Raw genomic sequence first — 16,697 nt, forward strand, 5'->3', positions numbered from 1 at the left:
CTCCCATGCTCCGCGCTCATCGTTATACACAAGTCCCTCAAAGACTAAACTACAAGGAGACACAGAAACAGGAGAAAGGCGATGAGCAACTGGGCCGAAGAAGAAGTGCAAACTGCCAATTTGGAAGATCAACGTCTAAACAAGAGATTGGCCTTGCTATTGGAGCAATTGGGCGAGCATCCACAACTCAGTATTCCGGCGGCCTGCGGAGGCTGGAAGGAGACGATGGGAGCCTATCGCTTCTTCAATAACGCTAAGACGACATTCGAGAAGATACTGGCGCCGCATCGAGATGCCACGATCGAGCGCATGAAGAGCAGCCCAATCGTGCTGCTGGCACAGGACACCACCGAGGACGATAAGAATATTTGCTTGGGGCCGAAGGGACTTGGCACAGTGAAAGACGTGGAGAAACACTTGCGCCGCCTGCATCCGACAGTTGCCTTTACGCCATCGCGTATTTGTTTGGGTGTCGTGAAAGCATCGTATTGGCCTCGAGAGATCCCAAGCCAAAGGAGTGAACGACTTCACAAAGGCGTAGACGAAAAAGAGAGTCGCCATTGGCTGGAAAGTTACCAGGACAGTTGCGCTTTACAGGCGCAAATGCCGGACACCCTGCTGATCAATCTTGCCGACAGGGAGGGCGATATTTACGAGTGGTTTGCCGAATACCATGACTACGCACCTGCGGTACGGGCTCAATGGATCGTACGTGCGGCGCAAAACCGAGTGTTGGCTTCGCCGGAGAACGGTACGAAATGCCTGTGGGCCGCCGTGGAGCAAGCTCCTGTATTGGGTTACTCTGAGGTGAACGTCAAACCGCGACCGAACCGCACGGCGCGACTGGCGCATATCACGTTACGCGCCATTACAGTGACCCTCAAACCGCCTAAGCGGATAGGGTATCGGCTACCGGAACTCACCATCAATGCGGTGCTGGCACGCGAAGATGCACCACCGTCTGGCGTGGAACGTTTGGAATGGCTATTGTTGACTAGCTTGCCGATCGATTGTTTCGAACAGGCGGCAACGATCGTCATGTGGTACGCCGTGCGGTGGTGCATTGAAGTGTACTTCCATGTGCTCAAGAGCGGATGCCAGATTAAGCGACTGCATCTGGAAACCGAGGACCGACTGCTACCTTGTTTAGCGTTGTACATGGTTATTGCCTGGCGGGTATTGTTCACGCTGATGTTGGGACGGACTACGCCGGACATGGATTGTGAAATTATCTTCGATCCACAGGAGTGGCGGGCTGCTTACATTGTGGTTAAGCTTTGCCCGCCGCCGCTTACGCCACCTCGCTTGGGCGAAGTGATTCTCTTGGTGGCGAGCTTGGGCGGTTATCTCGGACGCAAGCATGACGGGCCGCCGGGTGCCAAAGCCATGTGGATCGGACTGCAGCGTTTGCGCGATTTTGTCATTGCATTGGAAGCTCAGCAGGTTGTCGCACAGAGATGTGTATAACGATGAGTGCTCCGCGTGGGAGCCGGCGTCAGGGACGCTCTAGCATCCCGAACCGCCGGGCGCTTCAGGCTGCATTCCCACGAGGAGCATGGGAACGATGAGCCCGGAGTGCAGGAAATTATTTTCAGCAAAATCCTAACCCGATAAAATCAAAATGCTAGGTTTCTTTGCGTTTAGCCCAAAATCCCATCGGTTGATTGCGGGACGTTATTTTTGGCTAGGCCCAGGCGATTCGGGGCGGCGCTCGTGCTCGTACTCTAGGAGAACTTCCTGCCCTGGCTGAATACCGTGTTTGTCGATAAAGCCAGCATTGACTTCCAGCATGTATTGCGCAGGTGCCGACGAGGCAGAGATCGGGCACGGGTCTTGTGCGCAGGGCGGTAAATTACGCAGCACCGAAACGATTTTGCCGTCATCGGATAAAAATATGATGTCGAGAGCTATCAGGGTGTTTTTCATCCAGACATGGCGGATGGTTTGATCGGAATGGACAAACAGCATGCCTTGGTTTTCGGCAAGGTGATTTCTGTGCATCAGGCCCAGGGCGCGTAGCGCTTCGGTGTCGACGATTTCGATATCGATGCGGTGATCATTGGCGAACGTCGCGCTTCCCCATTGCGTGAGGTCTTGGCTCGAAGCGGATTGCACGCTCAAGCTTGTCATTAGGACGAGGAATCCGCAAAAAATGGCCGTCAGTGGAGTGTTCATGTCAGGGAAGATTGATTTTGGGTTGTTTTTGTGGGGCGGCCTTATTATAATGCCGCGTTCATTTATATTGCGAGCGTGGCGAAATTGGTAGACGCGCTGGATTTAGGTTCCAGTGGTAACCCCGTGAGAGTTCGAGTCTCTCCGCTCGCACCATTTCTTTCTGTTATTCGCAGCGATCCGATCCAGCATCTTTTCCTGAGTCATGAATCCCGCTGATCGACCAGTCTCCCAATTCCAATTCTTTCTTTTTAACTTTTGAGGTAAACCAATGCAAGTTTCTGTCGAGAAGACATCAGAATTAAGCCGAAAAATGACTGTTAGTGTGCCTGATGCGGTGCTTCAGGAAAAAATGGAAACTCGCTTTAAAAAACTGGCTCGAGAAGTTAAGGTTGATGGTTTTCGTCCCGGTAAAGTGCCAGTCAGCACGGTTAAAAAGCTTTATGGCGAGCGCGTCAAACACGAAGTGGCCGGCGATCTGATTCAATCGACTTATTTCGAAGCGTTGCAGCAACAAGAATTGGTGCCTGCCGGCCATCCGCTGATCACGCCCGCGGACAAAAGCGAAGGTTTTGAGTATGTGGCTGAATTCGAAGTTTACCCTGAAATCGGTCTGGACTCGGTCAATGGCCTGGAAATCAGTCGTCCAGTCGCTAGTGTGACCGACGCCGATGTCGAAAACATGATCGAAAAGTTGAGGCAGCAAAAGAAAACATGGCAGGTCGTCGAACGGGCCTCACAAGAAGGTGACAAAGTCACCATTCATTTCTCAGGTGTGTCTGAAGGCGAAAATTTCACCGACGGCAAGGTGGAAAATTACGCGATCGAGATCGGCGGCAAGCAGATGATTCCCGGCTTTGAAGACGAGCTGAAAGGCTTGGCCGCCGGTGAAAGCAAAAGCTTCAACATCACTTTTCCGGAAAAATACAACAGCGAAAAATTGGCCGGCAAAGCCGCTGATTTCGAGATCGAGATGATCAAGGTCGAAGAGCCGGTATTGCCTGAACTGGATGCCGACTTCATCAAGGCCTATGGTGTAGAAGCGGGCGATGTCGTCAGTTTTCGCGCCGACGTCAAGGAAAACATGGAAAGAGAGTTGGCGCAAGGTCTGAAAAACAAGCTCAAAACCGCCGTGTTGGATGCACTGTACGAAAACGTCAAGATCACGCTGCCCAACGCGTTGATCGATCAAGAAGTTCAAGCGTTGATGAAGCCTTATGCGGAACGTGCCGGCAAGGCCAAGTTGAAATTGGAAGATTTGAATTTGCCGCGCGATGTCTTCGAAGAACAAGCCAAGCGCCGCGTGGCATTGGGTTTGATTTTGGGCGAAATCATCCAAAAGAACGACATCAAGGTGGATGCCGATAAAGTGCGTGCCGTGATTGACGACATGGCGAAAAGTTACGAAAAGCCAGAAGACGTCGTAAATTGGTATTATGCCGACAATAGCCGCTTAAACGACGTTCAGCAAATGGTGCTGGAAGATCAGGCCGTGGACTGGGTTGTCGAGCGTGCTCGGGTTACCGACCAAAACGTCGGTTTTAACGATGTCATGGAACGGCAGCAAGCATAGGAAACTGAATGATTGATCTAACTGGCATGAATACTATGGTTCCCCAGGCCGCGGGCGGTCTGGTGCCCATCGTGGTGGAGCAAACGGCGCGCGGCGAGCGGTCGTTTGATATTTATTCCCGCTTGTTGAAAGAGCGGGTTATTTTTCTGGTGGGACAGGTCGAAGACTACATGGCCAACCTGGTCGTGGCTCAATTGCTGTTTCTGGAGTCGGAAAATCCGGACAAGGATATACACCTGTATATCAATTCGCCCGGCGGTTCCGTGACGGCAGGCATGTCGATCTATGACACCATGCAATTCATCAAGCCCGATGTCAGTACCATGTGCATCGGTCAGGCGGCCAGCATGGGGGCCTTGTTGTTGGCGGGTGGCGCGGCTGGCAAGCGTTATTGCCTGCCGCATTCACGTGTGATGATCCATCAACCCTTGGGCGGTTTCCAGGGGCAGGCATCGGACATCGCCATTCATGCCAAGGAAATTTTGTCCATCCGCGATAAGTTGAACAAGATTCTGGCGCATCATACGGGGCAGCCGTTGGAAAAAATCCAGCAAGACACCGATAGGGATAATTTTTTGAGTTCCGAACAAGCGGTCGAATATGGTCTGATCGATAAAGTTCTGAGCAGCCGTAACGTTTAAGCCAAACTCGCCGTAATGCGGCGAGTTAATTGGGAAAGTTGATATTTTTGATATATTCTTCAGCCACTGAAGCAATGTATTACCCCGGGGTCTGTTCATGAGTAGAGACAAAAAAGGTAAAGACGAAGATAAACTTCTTTACTGTTCTTTTTGCGGCAAAAGCCAAAACGAAGTTAGAAAGCTGATTGCCGGGCCGTCCGTGTATGTCTGCGACGAATGCGTGGAGCTTTGTAACGACATCATTCGTGACGAATTGGCCGAAGACGAAAAAAGCGTCGGCAGCGGTGCCTTGCCGAAGCCAAAAGAAATCAAGCAAGAGCTGGATAATTACGTCATTGGTCAGGAAAAGGCCAAGAAAATTCTATCCGTCGCGGTTTACAACCACTATAAGCGGTTGCGCAGCAACAGCAAAAAAAGCGATGTCGAGCTGGCGAAAAGCAACATTCTGTTGATCGGCCCGACCGGCTCCGGTAAGACGCTGTTGGCGGAAACGCTGGCACGCTTGTTGGACGTGCCTTTCACGATCGCCGACGCCACGACGCTGACGGAAGCCGGTTATGTCGGTGAGGACGTCGAGAATATCATTCAGAAAATTCTGCAAAAGTGCGATTACGATGTCGAGAAAGCGGAAACCGGTATTGTCTACATCGATGAAATCGACAAAATTTCACGCAAGGCCGACAATCCATCCATCACGCGCGATGTGTCCGGCGAAGGCGTGCAGCAGGCCTTGCTGAAGCTGATCGAAGGCACGGTGGCTTCAGTGCCGCCGCAAGGTGGACGCAAGCATCCGCAGCAGGAATTCTTGCAGGTGAATACCGCCAATATTCTGTTCATCGTCGGTGGCGCTTTTGCCGGTTTGGATAAAGTCATCAAAAATCGTACCGAAAAAGGCGGCATTGGTTTTTCGGCGGAGCTCAAACCGAAGGAGGAGAGTCAAAATGTCGGTGAGATTTTTGCCGATGTGCGCGCCGAAGACTTGATCAAATACGGATTGATCCCGGAGTTTGTCGGTCGATTGCCGGTGGTGGCCACGCTGGACGAATTGGATGAACACGCCTTGGTGCAAATCCTGACCCAGCCTAAAAACGCCCTGATCAAACAATACAGGCATTTGTTCGAAATGGAAGGGGTGGAACTGGAGTTCAGAGAAGACTCCTTGGCGGCGATTGCGCGCAAATCCATGGAAAGAAAAACCGGCGCGCGTGGATTGCGCACCATCGTCGAAAACGTGCTGCTCGATACCATGTACGAACTGCCTTCCAGCGACAGCATCACCAAGGTCGTGGTCGACGAAAGTGTCATCAATGGTCAATCCGAGCCGATTCTGGTGTATGAGCCGGAATTGAAGCGTGCGTCATCCGATTGAAGCTTTCGGCGCTGATGCGTGACAAGGAAAGGGGCTTTACCGCAAAGCCCCTTTTTTTTGCCGAATGGACGAAGATACTTGTTTTCTCTGCGATCGCCCTCATATACGATTGCAGCTAAATTGCTTTCCTGCCAAAGGACACGAATCAAATGACTCAAGTAAAAAATAAAGACGATCTTATTCCTGTGTTGCCGCTTCGGGATGTGGTGGTATATCCGCATATGGTGATCCCGCTGTTCGTCGGCCGGGGAATGTCGATCGATGCGCTCGATGCCGCCATCAAACAGGACAAACAAGTACTGTTGATCGCGCAAAAACAGGCGGATATCGACGAGCCCGAGTTTGACGATTTGTATAAGGTAGGGACGCTGGCCAATATTCTGCAGTTGCTCAAGTTGCCGGATGGCACCGTCAAGGTGTTGGTCGAGGGAACTCAGCGTTGCTCGGTCGTGCAATATCAAGAATTTGAAGGCTATTGCGCGGCGGGCGTACTCGAGCTGGAAGATCAAATCACGATCGACGAGCAAGAACTCGACGTATTACAACGCACGGCGATCAACTCGTTCGATCAATATGTCAAATTGAACAATAAGATTCCGCCAGAAGTTCTGAATTCTCTGTCCGGTATCGATGATCCCGGTCGCCTGGCCGACACCATGGCGGCGCATATGGCGCTGAAGGTGGAAGAAAAACAAAAAATGCTGGAGATGGTCGATGTCGCCCGGCGCCTGGAAAATTTGATGACGCTGATGGAGGGCGAAGTCGATATCCTGGAAATGGAGAAAAAGATTCGCGGCCGGGTCAAGAAACAAATGGAAAAAAACCAGCGCGAGTATTATCTGAACGAGCAAATGAAGGCGATTCAGAAAGAGCTGGGCGAGATGGACGAAGCCAGCAACGAAGTCGAAGAGCTGGAAAAGAAAATCGAGGCGGCCGGCATGTCGGGCGAAGCTAAAAGCAAAGCCATGGCCGAGCTGAACAAGCTGAAAATGATGTCGCCGATGTCGGCCGAAGCGACCGTCGTGCGCAACTATATCGATTGGATGGTCAGCGTGCCATGGAAGAAAAAAACCAAGGTACGCCATGATCTCAAGGTCGCCGAACAGGTGCTGGAATCCGAACATTACGGTCTGGAAAAGGTGAAGGAAAGGATTCTGGAATACCTTGCGGTACAACAACGGGTGAAACAATTGAAAGGGCCTATTCTGTGCCTGGTTGGGCCGCCGGGCGTGGGTAAAACCTCGTTGGGCCAGTCCATCGCGCGGGCGACGAATCGCAAATACGTGCGCATGGCCTTGGGCGGCGTGCGCGACGAAGCCGAAATCCGCGGGCACAGGCGGACGTATATCGGTTCGATGCCAGGCAAGATTTTGCAGAATCTCGCCAAGATCAAAACGCGCAATCCGATGTTCCTGCTGGACGAAATCGACAAGATGGCGGCGGATTTTCGCGGCGATCCGGCGTCGGCCTTGCTGGAGGTGCTGGATCCCGAGCAAAATCACACCTTCGCCGATCATTATCTGGAAGTGGATTTCGATTTGTCCGACGTGATGTTCGTGGCAACGGCGAATACCCTGAATATTCCGGCGCCGCTGATGGACAGAATGGAGGTCATTCGTCTCGCAGGTTATACCGAAGACGAAAAAATCAATATCGCCACGCGCTTTTTGATTCCCAAGCAGATCAAAAACAATGGTTTGGCCGAAGCCGAGATTGAAATTACGGAGGCTGCCGTCAGGGATATGATCCGTTATTACACGCGCGAAGCCGGCGTGCGTAGTTTGGAACGGGAAATATCGAAGATCTGCCGCAAAGTGGTGAAGGATTTATTGCTGCATAACGGTAAAGAAAAAATTTGTGTCGATAGCAAAAACCTGGATAAATATCTCGGCGTGCGTCGCTTCAGCTATGGCATGGCCGAGGATAGCGATCAGATCGGTCAAGTGACCGGCTTGGCTTGGACCGAAGTGGGCGGTGAATTGCTGACTATCGAGACGGCCGTCATGCCGGGCAAAGGCAAGCAGCAAGCCACCGGTAAGCTCGGCGACGTGATGAAGGAATCCATCGATGCCGCCATGACGGTGGTCAGGAGTCGTGCGGAAATACTGGGCATAGACAAGGAGGTTTTCCAGGGTAGCGACATTCACGTTCACGTGCCGGAAGGCGCAACACCGAAGGATGGTCCAAGCGCGGGCATCGGGATGTGTACAGCGATTATTTCGGCGCTGACCAAAATTCCGGTCAGGGCCGATGTGGCGATGACCGGCGAGATTACGCTGCGCGGTGAGGTATTGCCGATTGGCGGTTTGAAAGAGAAGCTGTTGGCCGCGCATCGCGGCGGCATCAGGACCGTGGTGATTCCATCCGAAAACGAAAAAGACTTGGCTGAAATACCCGATAACGTCAAAAGCAATTTGACCATCAAATGCGTGCGCTGGATAGACGAGGTGTTAGAGATCGCGCTGCAAAGAATCCCTGTTCCGATTGCGGCCGCGGAAGGTCAAACCGCCGAGGGGCCCAATGGCAAAAACGAAGCGAAACCGCAGGCGGTGCTCGCGCATTAATTTTGAAGTCGATTCGCTGCTAAACCATGAAATTCGCGGCCTGCGGCGATTACAACGCTTGACATGGCTCGTGGCCCATTGATATAAAGTCCCACCTTCTTGATATGAAGGTGGCTATGAATGGGAGGGGGCGAGCCTGTTGGTGCCGAAATCAAATCGCTTGTTTGCTTGAGCATAATTAATACAACGACATCCTAAGGGGAAATAAATGAATAAATCGGAACTGATCGATGCTATTGCTGCAGCATCTCATTTGACAAAAGCCGATGCCGGCCGTGCTTTAGATGGTTTTATCAAGTCTGTTGAAGAAGCGCTGAAAAAAGGCGATTCAGTAGCCTTGGTTGGTTTTGGCACCTTCGAAGTTAAAGAAAGAGCGGAGCGCAAAGGTCGTAATCCGCAAACCGGCGAAGAAATCACTATCAAGGCCGCAAAAATTCCTTCATTTAAAGCTGGCAAATCTTTAAAAGATGCGGTAAACTAGTCGCTCTTTAGTCGGGTGCTTAGCTCAGCTGGGAGAGCATCGCCCTTACAAGGCGAGGGTCGGGGGTTCGAACCCCTCAGCACCCACCAGACTTAGGAGCGGTAGTTCAGTTGGTTAGAATACCGGCCTGTCACGCCGGGGGTCGCGGGTTCGAGCCCCGTCCGCTCCGCCAAAACAGAAACCTCGGGCCGTACGGTTCGAGGTTTTTTTTTGCGTGTTCATTTTGTCGCCTGTTTGGTCAGGTTAAACGCTGTTTAAGGACAGAGCTATGCTATTAGAGATTAGAGAAAAGGTGCAGGGTGTATTTGCATCGATCATTTTAGTGCTGATTTGTGTGCTTTTTGGCTTATGGGGTATCCAGAATTATTTGGGCGGCGGTAAGGAGGCCCCCGTCGTTACCGTGGGCGATAAGGATTTTTTTCAGCGCGACGTTACTCAGGCCTATCAGCAGTTTGCTCAGAACCTGGCAGGCATGAAATTCGACGAAGAAACGCTGAAAAAGCAAGCCGTGCAAAAACTGATACGCGATGAAGTGCTGTTGCAATATGCGCAAGAACAGAATTTGGTTATCACGGACGAAACCGCTAGAAATTTCATTCAATCACTAGAATATTTCCAAAAAGACGGCCAGTTCGATAAGGGCCAGTATCAAGCGTTGCTGAGTTCGCAAGGCATGTCGTCCGATGATTTCGTCAATCGGGTGAAAAAGGCGTTGATGATGGAACAGGTGCAGCATGCCGTGGTCGAGAGCGGTTTCGTGACCAAAGCTGAAATCGAAAGCTTTTTCAAGCTCCAGAATCAAACCCGGGATGTCGAGTATCTGACGGTACCCCTGGCCTCATCCAGCGAATTGCCGGCGGATGACGAGATAAATGCCTATTATCAACAACATCAAGAGGCTTACCAAACCCCGGAGCGGGCCGTCATCAGCTATGTGGAATTATCCTTGGATGATTTGGCTAAGGATGTCAGCGCGTCCGATGAGCAATTGAAAGCCTATTACGAAGAGCAAAAGGCGCAATACACTACGCCGGAAAGACGCAAGATCAGTCACATCCTGTTTGCGTTTGGCAAGGACAGTGCCGATGATCAACAAGCCTTGCAAAGAGCATTGAAGGCCAAGCAAGATTTGGCAAACAAGGATTTTGCCGCGTTGGCCGCGGAAGTATCCGATGACAAACTGACCGCGAAGAATGGCGGCGATCTGGGTTTGTTCAATGTCGGCGTGATGGAAAAATCCTTTGAAGAGGCCGCTAGCCAGTTGAAGCAAGGCGAAGTTTCGGAGCCGGTCAAATCCGCCTTTGGTTATCATTTGATCAAGGTGACCGAGTTGGCGCCGGGCGAGATCAAGCCTTACGAGGCGGTAAAATCGGAATTGACCAAGGCGTATAAAAAAGCCCAAATCGAAAGTCGCTTTAGTGAGCTGGGAGAAAAACTCAGCGAAGTGAGTTACGAAAATCCGGATAATCTGGATGCCGCAGCGAAGTTGCTTGGGGTGCCGGTCAAGACATCGGCGCCGTTTACCCGTGATGCCGGTGAAGGTGTTGCTGTCGATGAAAAAGTCCGCTTGGCGGCTTTTTCCGAAGATGTGTTGAAGGGTAATAATAGCGAGCCGATCGAGATTGGCAGCGAGAAATTGGTGGTTTTGCGCATGCAATCTCATACGCCTGCTGCCGCCAAGGATCTCAAGGAAGTCAAGGCGGACGTGATTGCTGCGATACAAAAAGAGAAGGCGCTGAAGCAAGTCGTGGAAAAGGCCGATAAGCTCAAGGCTGAATTGGTTGCCGGTAAGCCGATTGCGGATGTGGCTTCCGCGACTGCTTTGACGGTCAAGAAAGTGGCTGGCTTGAGTCGCAATGCTGGCGATGTGGACCCGGCCGTCAGGCAGGCAATTTTCCGGGCGGCCAAGCCGCGGGCAAATCGTCCGAGTATCGTGGTGATCGATGAGCCTGCTGGCGGTAAAATTGTCGCCAGTATCTCTCAAGTTAAGGAAGGTGTCATGACTGAGGCCGACAAGGCCAAGCAAGTGCAGCTGGAGAAAAATATGGCGACCGCATTTGGCAGGACGCAATTCGAAGCCGTGCTGAACCAGTTGCAAGCCAACGCCGATATTACGATACGATCTCCCAAGCAATAACCGATACCCATTATGACCACGATCCGCCGGATCGTGGTCATTCCCCTGAGCTTTGCAACAGGTAAATCTGTCCCTGCTTCCACTCAATTTCTCCGTTCGTCCGGAGCGCTATTCTGTTGATGTGGCGCTTTGCCCTAGTTGCGACGAAATATACCGATTTTCATGACAAGACCTGATAGGATTTTGCTTTGATCATTGCCTGGAGGATGTCATGAGCTCATCTCAAATACCTTTTTTCCGACGTTTGGTTTTTTTGCTGGCGGCGGCATTATTGGCCTTGCCTGCATTGGCCGACAAGCCGGAGAAAGGCAATTCAGGCAAGCACAAGCACAAGCCTCATCAAGAAAGACGATACGACGATTACCGCTACGATGACAAGCGTAAAAGCCGTTCTCACAGAGAGCAGTATCAAGATCGCTATCTCAATGAGCGTTACTTTAGCGATCAGCATCGTGTCATCGTGCGCGATTATTACGTCGAGGAGTATCGCCGTGGCCGTTGCCCGCCGGGACTCGCCAAGAAAAATAACGGCTGTCTGCCGCCCGGCCAAGCCAAACGCTGGGTCATGGGGCGCCCTTTGCCGCGAGACGTGATTTTTTACGATTTACCGGACAGGGTCGTGCGCCAGATTGGTTATCCTCCGGCTGGCTATCGTTTTGTCAGAGTTGCTTCCGATATTTTGCTGATCACGGTCGGGGCCGGTTTGGTGGTCGACGCGATTGCAGATTTGAATGCCATGCCGTAATGAGTCGATGGCCAGGTATCATGCCGAGGCCTATCTTGATAACCCTAAAAACATCAGTAGTCCACGAAAAGCACGAAAGACACGAAATAAAACAGATGGTTACGCCACTTGATTTAGTTACCCGCAAGTACCCGCAAGGTGTCGGCATTTTGAGCAATAACTTTTTGAAACTGTTCGTGATTTTTGTGTGTTTCGTGGACCAAATGATTTTTATAGGATAACGGGCGCGCCATTGAAATAGCGCGCCCGTTTGCATTTCTTCTTCAGACTTAATGACTTCAGCCATTCGAGGTCACGTTTTACTTTAGGATTCGCATGAATTGAACGTCTGTGGCCATTTTCTGCTTGTCATAAAACGGTAATATGGCGTTGTTAAATTTCCGGGTTGATTGGGCTGAACGAAAACATGATTATGTCGAATTTGAATATCCTGGTTGTGGAAGATGAAGACGCTATCAGGGAAATGTTGATGATGGTGTTGGAGCAGGCGGATTTTCACGTACTTGCGGCCGTCAGCGCGGAAGAGGCCTTGAAGGTGTTGGCGGAAAATCGTGTGGATCTGCTGCTGTTGGATTGGATGTTGCCCGGTATCAGCGGCGTCGAACTGGCCAAGCGCTTGAAGCGAGAGCCGGGGTATAAGGATTTGCCCATTATTTTGCTGACGGCGCGAGGCGAGGAAGAGGACAAGATTCGCGGGCTGGAAATCGGTGCCGACGATTATGTGACCAAGCCGTTTTCACCCAAGGAATTGATTGCCCGTATCAAGGCCGTGATGCGGCGCAGCGGTAAACTCGGCGAGAGCGGACAATTGAGCATCGGCGATCTGATGCTGGATGCGGAACAACATCGTTTGACGATTGCCGGCAAGAGTCTCGATGTCAGCCCTACCGAATTCCGCTTGATGCAATTCTTCATGAGCAACCCCGATAAGGTGTTCAGCCGCACGCATTTGCTGGATCAGGTGTGGGGGCGTAGCGTGTATATCGAGGAGCGGACGGTCGATGTGCATATCAGGCGCTTGCGCAAATTGCTGGCTGAGTTTGGGCGAGAAGAACTGATCCAAACCGTGCGCGGTTTTGGCTATCGCTTCTCCTTGGCTGAATGATCGCGATGGGACGCTGGAAGCGAGAAATCGGCATTGTGATGGCGCTGGTCGTGGCCGCGCTGTTGCTCAGTTTTTTCATTGGCCACCTTAGGGATATGTTGCTGGTGGTAGCGCTGTTTTTGTTGGTCCGGCAAAGCATGGCCGTCGATGAATTGGAACAGTGGTTGAGTCAGGGGGCTTTAGGCGACAATCGGGCCCGCAAAGGCATTTGGGGTGATATTTATTATCATCTGTGGAAAATCAAAAAAACCGAGAAAAAACGTAAGAAAAAGCTCAGTCGCATGGTGGACCAATTTCGTAAATCCACCGATGCATTGCCCGATGCGGCGGTGGTGTTGGGTGAGTACGCCGAAATCGAATGGAGCAACAAGGCGGCTCGAGAAGTGTTGGGGCTGAAAAAATCGGATAAGGGCCAGCGCATACCCAATTTGATCCGGGCCCCGCAATTCATAGAATATTTAAAGTCCTACGATTACCGGCAGAAGATTTGCATCGCTTCGCCGGTTAACGATGGCATCATCCTGCAGATCAGTATCGTTCCCTACGGAGCGGGGCTCCGCTTGCTGTTGGCGCAAGATGTTACTCAAATCAAGAATATGGAACGCATGCGTACCGATTTCGTCGCCAATGTTTCGCACGAATTGCGCACGCCGTTGACGGTGCTGAAAGGTTATCTGGAAACCTTGTTGGAAATGGATAATGTGCCGGCCAGCTATGCGCGTTCGTTTGCGAACATGGCTACGCAGACCGAGCGCATGCAAAATCTGGTTGACGATTTGCTGTTATTGGCCCGCCTGGAAACCAAGGCGAAGAAAGCGGAAACCGTCGTCATGCGTGATTTGCTGAGCCAGATTTGCAAGGAAAGCGATCTGCTGGAAAAAGACGAACGTCGCATCGAGTTGAGTATGGCCACCGATGTAAACGTTTTGGGCGATGCGCAAGAATTGCAAAGTGCGTTCACTAATTTATTGGTCAATGCGTTGAAATATTCGCCGGCAACTTCGCCGGTCAAGGTGAGTTGGCAGCAAAATCCGGACGGCTCGCTTTGCCTGGAGGTGGAAGATTTTGGCGAAGGCATCGCGCCTGCCGATATTCCGCGCATTACCGAGCGCTTTTACCGTGCCGACGTCAAGCGCGGCCACAAAATCTCGGGCACCGGCTTGGGGCTTGCCATCGTCAAGCATGTGCTGGTCCGACATGATGCCAAGCTTGAAGTCGATAGCGAGCTGGGAAAGGGTAGTCGTTTTCGCTGTATCTTTCCCGCGCAACGCGCTTGCTAAACGATGCGGGTTTGAATGCTCGACGTTGCAATCAGGTTCAACCATATTTTCGCTGTAAAAATCCGCCTACCGGCAAAAAGATGTCTCTATAATTGTCGACATTTGCAATCAAAATGAAGAGGCTGGAATGCTTGTCGATACCGTCGTCGAATTATCGCGCTGGCAGTTCGCGATAACTGCGATACTGCATTTTCTATTCATTCCGTTGACCTTGGGCTTGGCCTTGCTGTTGGCTGTGATGGAATCGGCTTACGTTTGGAGAGGGCGTGCGCTGTATAAAGCCATGGCGCAATTCTGGGGCCGGGTGTTTGCGATCAATTTCGTATTGGCGGTTTCAACCCGCTTGGTGCTGATTTTTCAATTCGGGCTAAACGGTTCGTATTTTGCCCATTATGTCGGCGATGTCTTTGCATTGCCGTTGGCGATAGAAGCGCTCGGCAGTTTTTTTCTTGCCGCGGCACTGTTCGGGCCTTATTGGTTCGGCTGGGATGCGATGGGCAAGAAACAACATTTATGCTTGACCTGGCTCATTGCACTCGCCGTCAACGTGTCGGCGTTTTGGGTCTTGATGGCCAACGGCTGGATGCAAAATCCTGTTGGGGCGGCGTTCAATTACCAGTCATATCGCATCGAATTGAGCGATTTTGCTCAGCTTTTGCATAATCCTGCGGCCCTGGCCAAATATCTGCATACCGTTGCCGCCAGCTATGTCGTGGCCTGTGCAACGGTGCTGGGGATTGGCGCGTATTGGCTGAGACTGCGTCAAGACGATGCCTTGGCGCGGTTGAGTTATAAATTGGCCGCTGGTGCCGGGGTGCTGGCGCTAGGCGTGACGATAGGCTTGGGCGATTCAACGCCAACCCTGGACAATCCGGTTCAACAAGCGAAACGCGCGGCCATTTCAGGCCAGCCCGACAGTGGACTGTTGCCGGGCATCGAGGCGCGTATCCGTAACGGGATGCAGGCTTATGCGTTGTTGGAGCAGTTGCGCGACGGCGACACAAAGCCGCAGTTGCTGGCCGATTTTGAACGCTTCAAGCAAGACTTGGGTTATGCGATGCTGTTGCAGCCGCTGCACAAGCAGATCGACGAGGCTTCGGACAAGCATATTAAGCTGGCGGCGCAGTCAGCCTTGCCGGCTCATCCGGGCTTGCTGCGCGGGCTATATCTGCTGATGATTGGCTGCGGCATCGTGGTGGCGTTTGGATTCGTGTTGGCGGCATGGGGCGGCATGGGCGACAAGGCCATGCCCGATTGGTTGTTGAGTATCAGCATTTATCTGGCGCCCTTGCCTTGGCTGGCTAGTGTCGCGGGTTGGTTTGTGGCGGAGGCTGGCAAACAGCCTTGGGCGGTCGCCGGTCTGTTGCCAACATTCTGGGCCGTGTCCTCCCAATCGGTCACGCAATTACTGGTCAGTTCCGTCGGTTTTAGCCTGGCGTATTTGATTTTGCTGGGCTTGGCGGTGTTTCTGTTGCGGCAAACCGTCATGAGTCGCCGCATCGTCAACAAGGAGGCCTAATCATGGCATGGGATTTGGAGAGTCTGCGCTTGCTTTGGTGGGTCTTGCTCGGTATGGCGATGATGGGTTTTGCGGTCTGTGAAGGCGTAACCTTGGGCATCACACTGTTGCTCCCCGTTCTGGCTGTCGCTGACGGTGAAAAACAAGATTTGATCGGCCGTATTGCGCCCTCGGGTTTGGCCAATCTGGCTTGGCTGAGTGCGTTGGTGATGATCGTGTTTGCCGCTTGGCCGATTGCTTACGCGGTTGCTTTGGCCAGTTTCTATCCGGCGCTGTTTTTGCTTTTGCTGGGATTGCTGTTTCGACCACTGGCTTTTTTCTTTTTGGAGGACTGCGGCCCGCGATGGCGGGAATATGGCTATAAGGCCTTGTTTGTCGGCGGCTTGCTGCCCGCTGCACTGTTGGGATTGTTGGTTGGCAATCTCTTGAAAGGCATTCCGTTTCATCTGGATAGCGATATGCATATTCGGTTTTTGGGGGATTTTGCCGGATTGTTCAATCTGTTTTCGATCCTGGTTGCGGCGACTACGTTGGCTTTGTTGGCGCTACACGGGGCCGTGTTTGCGCAGCTAAAAACCAGTGGTGAGCTCAGGCTGCGGGCGAAAGCCATGGTGCAGCGTGCCGGTCTGGCGTTTGTGCTGTTGTTTGCCGTTGCTGGCTTATGGATCACGCATTTGGAGGGCTATCACATCAGCTCGGAGATTTTGCCCAATGATCCTGCCAACCCGCTGGCCAAGTTCGTCAAGCGCGGCGAGGGTTTGTGGCTGGACAATTACGAACATCTGCCGGTGCTGTGGCTGATTCCTGCCCTTGCTTTCATCGCGGCAATAGCGGCTTTAGGGTTGGCAAAATGGGATAAGTCTTACTGGGCCATGTTGGCCAGCTCGCTATGCGTGGCCATGGTGGTATTGACCTTCGGCATGTCGATGTTTCCGTTTTTGTTACCGTCGAATATTTCGTTGAATAGTTCGCTGACGATTTGGGATAGCAGTGCAAGTCCATTAACCCTGCACGTGTTGTTGTGGGTTGCCGCGATTGCGTTACCGGCGATGGCGATTTGCAGCCGATGGCTGTTTGGCTCGTTTGCGGAAAAGGTGGGGTAGCTTAAGTT

At 52.0% G+C, this 16,697-nt stretch carries 13 protein-coding genes and 3 tRNA genes; 15 read left to right on the plus strand and 1 reads right to left on the minus strand.

What is annotated here, in order from left to right; all coding sequences use genetic code 11:
- The first annotated feature begins 81 nt into the window (after positions 1-81).
- Entirely contained in the window at positions 82-1,467 is a 1,386-nt protein-coding gene (locus NM686_RS02240) for an IS4 family transposase (RefSeq protein WP_255187523.1), read from the plus strand.
- A 207-nt stretch (positions 1,468-1,674) separates the two neighbouring features.
- Here the strand turns inward: NM686_RS02240 and NM686_RS02245 are convergent, their stop codons facing one another.
- Complete coding sequence (locus tag NM686_RS02245) at positions 1,675-2,130, minus strand: DUF192 domain-containing protein (RefSeq protein WP_255190327.1); 456 nt, start codon at positions 2,128-2,130, stop codon at positions 1,675-1,677.
- A gap of 114 nt (positions 2,131-2,244) precedes the next feature.
- Between NM686_RS02245 and NM686_RS02250 the strand changes: the two genes are divergently transcribed.
- The 14 genes from NM686_RS02250 (at position 2,245) to cydB (ending at position 16,689) form a co-directional block, all read left to right on the plus strand.
- Positions 2,245-2,328, plus strand: a tRNA-Leu gene (locus NM686_RS02250).
- Positions 2,329-2,443: 115 nt separating this feature from the next.
- Positions 2,444-3,745, plus strand: a complete 1,302-nt coding sequence (gene tig / locus NM686_RS02255) for a trigger factor (RefSeq protein WP_255190328.1) — start codon at positions 2,444-2,446, stop codon at positions 3,743-3,745.
- An 8-nt stretch (positions 3,746-3,753) separates the two neighbouring features.
- Positions 3,754-4,386, plus strand: coding sequence for an ATP-dependent Clp endopeptidase proteolytic subunit ClpP (clpP, locus tag NM686_RS02260; RefSeq protein ID WP_329959161.1), 633 nt, complete (start codon positions 3,754-3,756; stop codon positions 4,384-4,386).
- A 97-nt stretch (positions 4,387-4,483) separates the two neighbouring features.
- Entirely contained in the window at positions 4,484-5,755 is a 1,272-nt protein-coding gene (clpX, locus tag NM686_RS02265) for an ATP-dependent Clp protease ATP-binding subunit ClpX (protein ID WP_255190329.1), read from the plus strand.
- A gap of 149 nt (positions 5,756-5,904) precedes the next feature.
- Positions 5,905-8,319 (plus strand): endopeptidase La, encoded by a 2,415-nt coding sequence (lon, locus tag NM686_RS02270; protein WP_255190330.1) that lies wholly within the window; start codon positions 5,905-5,907, stop codon positions 8,317-8,319.
- 208 nt (positions 8,320-8,527) lie between these two features.
- Positions 8,528-8,800, plus strand: coding sequence for an HU family DNA-binding protein (locus NM686_RS02275; protein WP_255190331.1), 273 nt, complete (start codon positions 8,528-8,530; stop codon positions 8,798-8,800).
- Between the two features lie 13 nt (positions 8,801-8,813).
- Positions 8,814-8,889 (plus strand) — tRNA-Val (locus NM686_RS02280).
- Between the two features lie 6 nt (positions 8,890-8,895).
- Positions 8,896-8,972 (plus strand) — tRNA-Asp (locus tag NM686_RS02285).
- A 96-nt stretch (positions 8,973-9,068) separates the two neighbouring features.
- Positions 9,069-10,937: a SurA N-terminal domain-containing protein gene (locus tag NM686_RS02290; protein WP_255190332.1), complete on the plus strand. Its 1,869-nt coding sequence runs from the start codon at positions 9,069-9,071 to the stop codon at positions 10,935-10,937.
- A gap of 211 nt (positions 10,938-11,148) precedes the next feature.
- Positions 11,149-11,682 (plus strand): hypothetical protein, encoded by a 534-nt coding sequence (locus NM686_RS02295; RefSeq protein WP_255190333.1) that lies wholly within the window; start codon positions 11,149-11,151, stop codon positions 11,680-11,682.
- Positions 11,683-12,094: 412 nt separating this feature from the next.
- On the plus strand, positions 12,095-12,787 hold the full coding sequence (gene phoB, locus NM686_RS02300) for a phosphate regulon transcriptional regulator PhoB (RefSeq protein ID WP_255190467.1): 693 nt from the start codon (positions 12,095-12,097) through the stop codon (positions 12,785-12,787).
- Between the two features lie 5 nt (positions 12,788-12,792).
- Complete coding sequence (phoR, locus tag NM686_RS02305; RefSeq protein WP_269022279.1) at positions 12,793-14,067, plus strand: phosphate regulon sensor histidine kinase PhoR; 1,275 nt, start codon at positions 12,793-12,795, stop codon at positions 14,065-14,067.
- 127 nt (positions 14,068-14,194) lie between these two features.
- Complete coding sequence (locus NM686_RS02310) at positions 14,195-15,586, plus strand: cytochrome ubiquinol oxidase subunit I (protein ID WP_255190335.1); 1,392 nt, start codon at positions 14,195-14,197, stop codon at positions 15,584-15,586.
- A 2-nt stretch (positions 15,587-15,588) separates the two neighbouring features.
- Entirely contained in the window at positions 15,589-16,689 is a 1,101-nt protein-coding gene (gene cydB, locus NM686_RS02315) for a cytochrome d ubiquinol oxidase subunit II (RefSeq protein WP_255190336.1), read from the plus strand.
- Positions 16,690-16,697 lie beyond the last annotated feature (8 nt).

The organism is Methylomonas rapida (genome assembly GCF_024360925.2).
Lineage (GTDB): Bacteria > Pseudomonadota > Gammaproteobacteria > Methylococcales > Methylomonadaceae > Methylomonas > Methylomonas rapida.

Coding starts and splice junctions, on each gene's coding strand:
- cydB (WP_255190336.1), top strand. CDS start 15,589: ATGGCATGGGATTTGGAGAGTCTGCGCTTGCTTTGGTGGGTCTTGCTC.
- NM686_RS02290 (WP_255190332.1), top strand. CDS start 9,069: ATGCTATTAGAGATTAGAGAAAAGGTGCAGGGTGTATTTGCATCGATC.
- clpX (WP_255190329.1), top strand. CDS start 4,484: ATGAGTAGAGACAAAAAAGGTAAAGACGAAGATAAACTTCTTTACTGT.
- clpP (WP_329959161.1), top strand. CDS start 3,754: ATGATTGATCTAACTGGCATGAATACTATGGTTCCCCAGGCCGCGGGC.
- NM686_RS02275 (WP_255190331.1), top strand. CDS start 8,528: ATGAATAAATCGGAACTGATCGATGCTATTGCTGCAGCATCTCATTTG.
- phoR (WP_269022279.1), top strand. CDS start 12,793: ATGGGACGCTGGAAGCGAGAAATCGGCATTGTGATGGCGCTGGTCGTG.
- NM686_RS02240 (WP_255187523.1), top strand. CDS start 82: ATGAGCAACTGGGCCGAAGAAGAAGTGCAAACTGCCAATTTGGAAGAT.
- NM686_RS02295 (WP_255190333.1), top strand. CDS start 11,149: ATGAGCTCATCTCAAATACCTTTTTTCCGACGTTTGGTTTTTTTGCTG.
- NM686_RS02245 (WP_255190327.1), bottom strand. CDS start 2,130: ATGACAAGCTTGAGCGTGCAATCCGCTTCGAGCCAAGACCTCACGCAA.
- phoB (WP_255190467.1), top strand. CDS start 12,095: ATGTCGAATTTGAATATCCTGGTTGTGGAAGATGAAGACGCTATCAGG.
- NM686_RS02310 (WP_255190335.1), top strand. CDS start 14,195: ATGCTTGTCGATACCGTCGTCGAATTATCGCGCTGGCAGTTCGCGATA.
- tig (WP_255190328.1), top strand. CDS start 2,444: ATGCAAGTTTCTGTCGAGAAGACATCAGAATTAAGCCGAAAAATGACT.
- lon (WP_255190330.1), top strand. CDS start 5,905: ATGACTCAAGTAAAAAATAAAGACGATCTTATTCCTGTGTTGCCGCTT.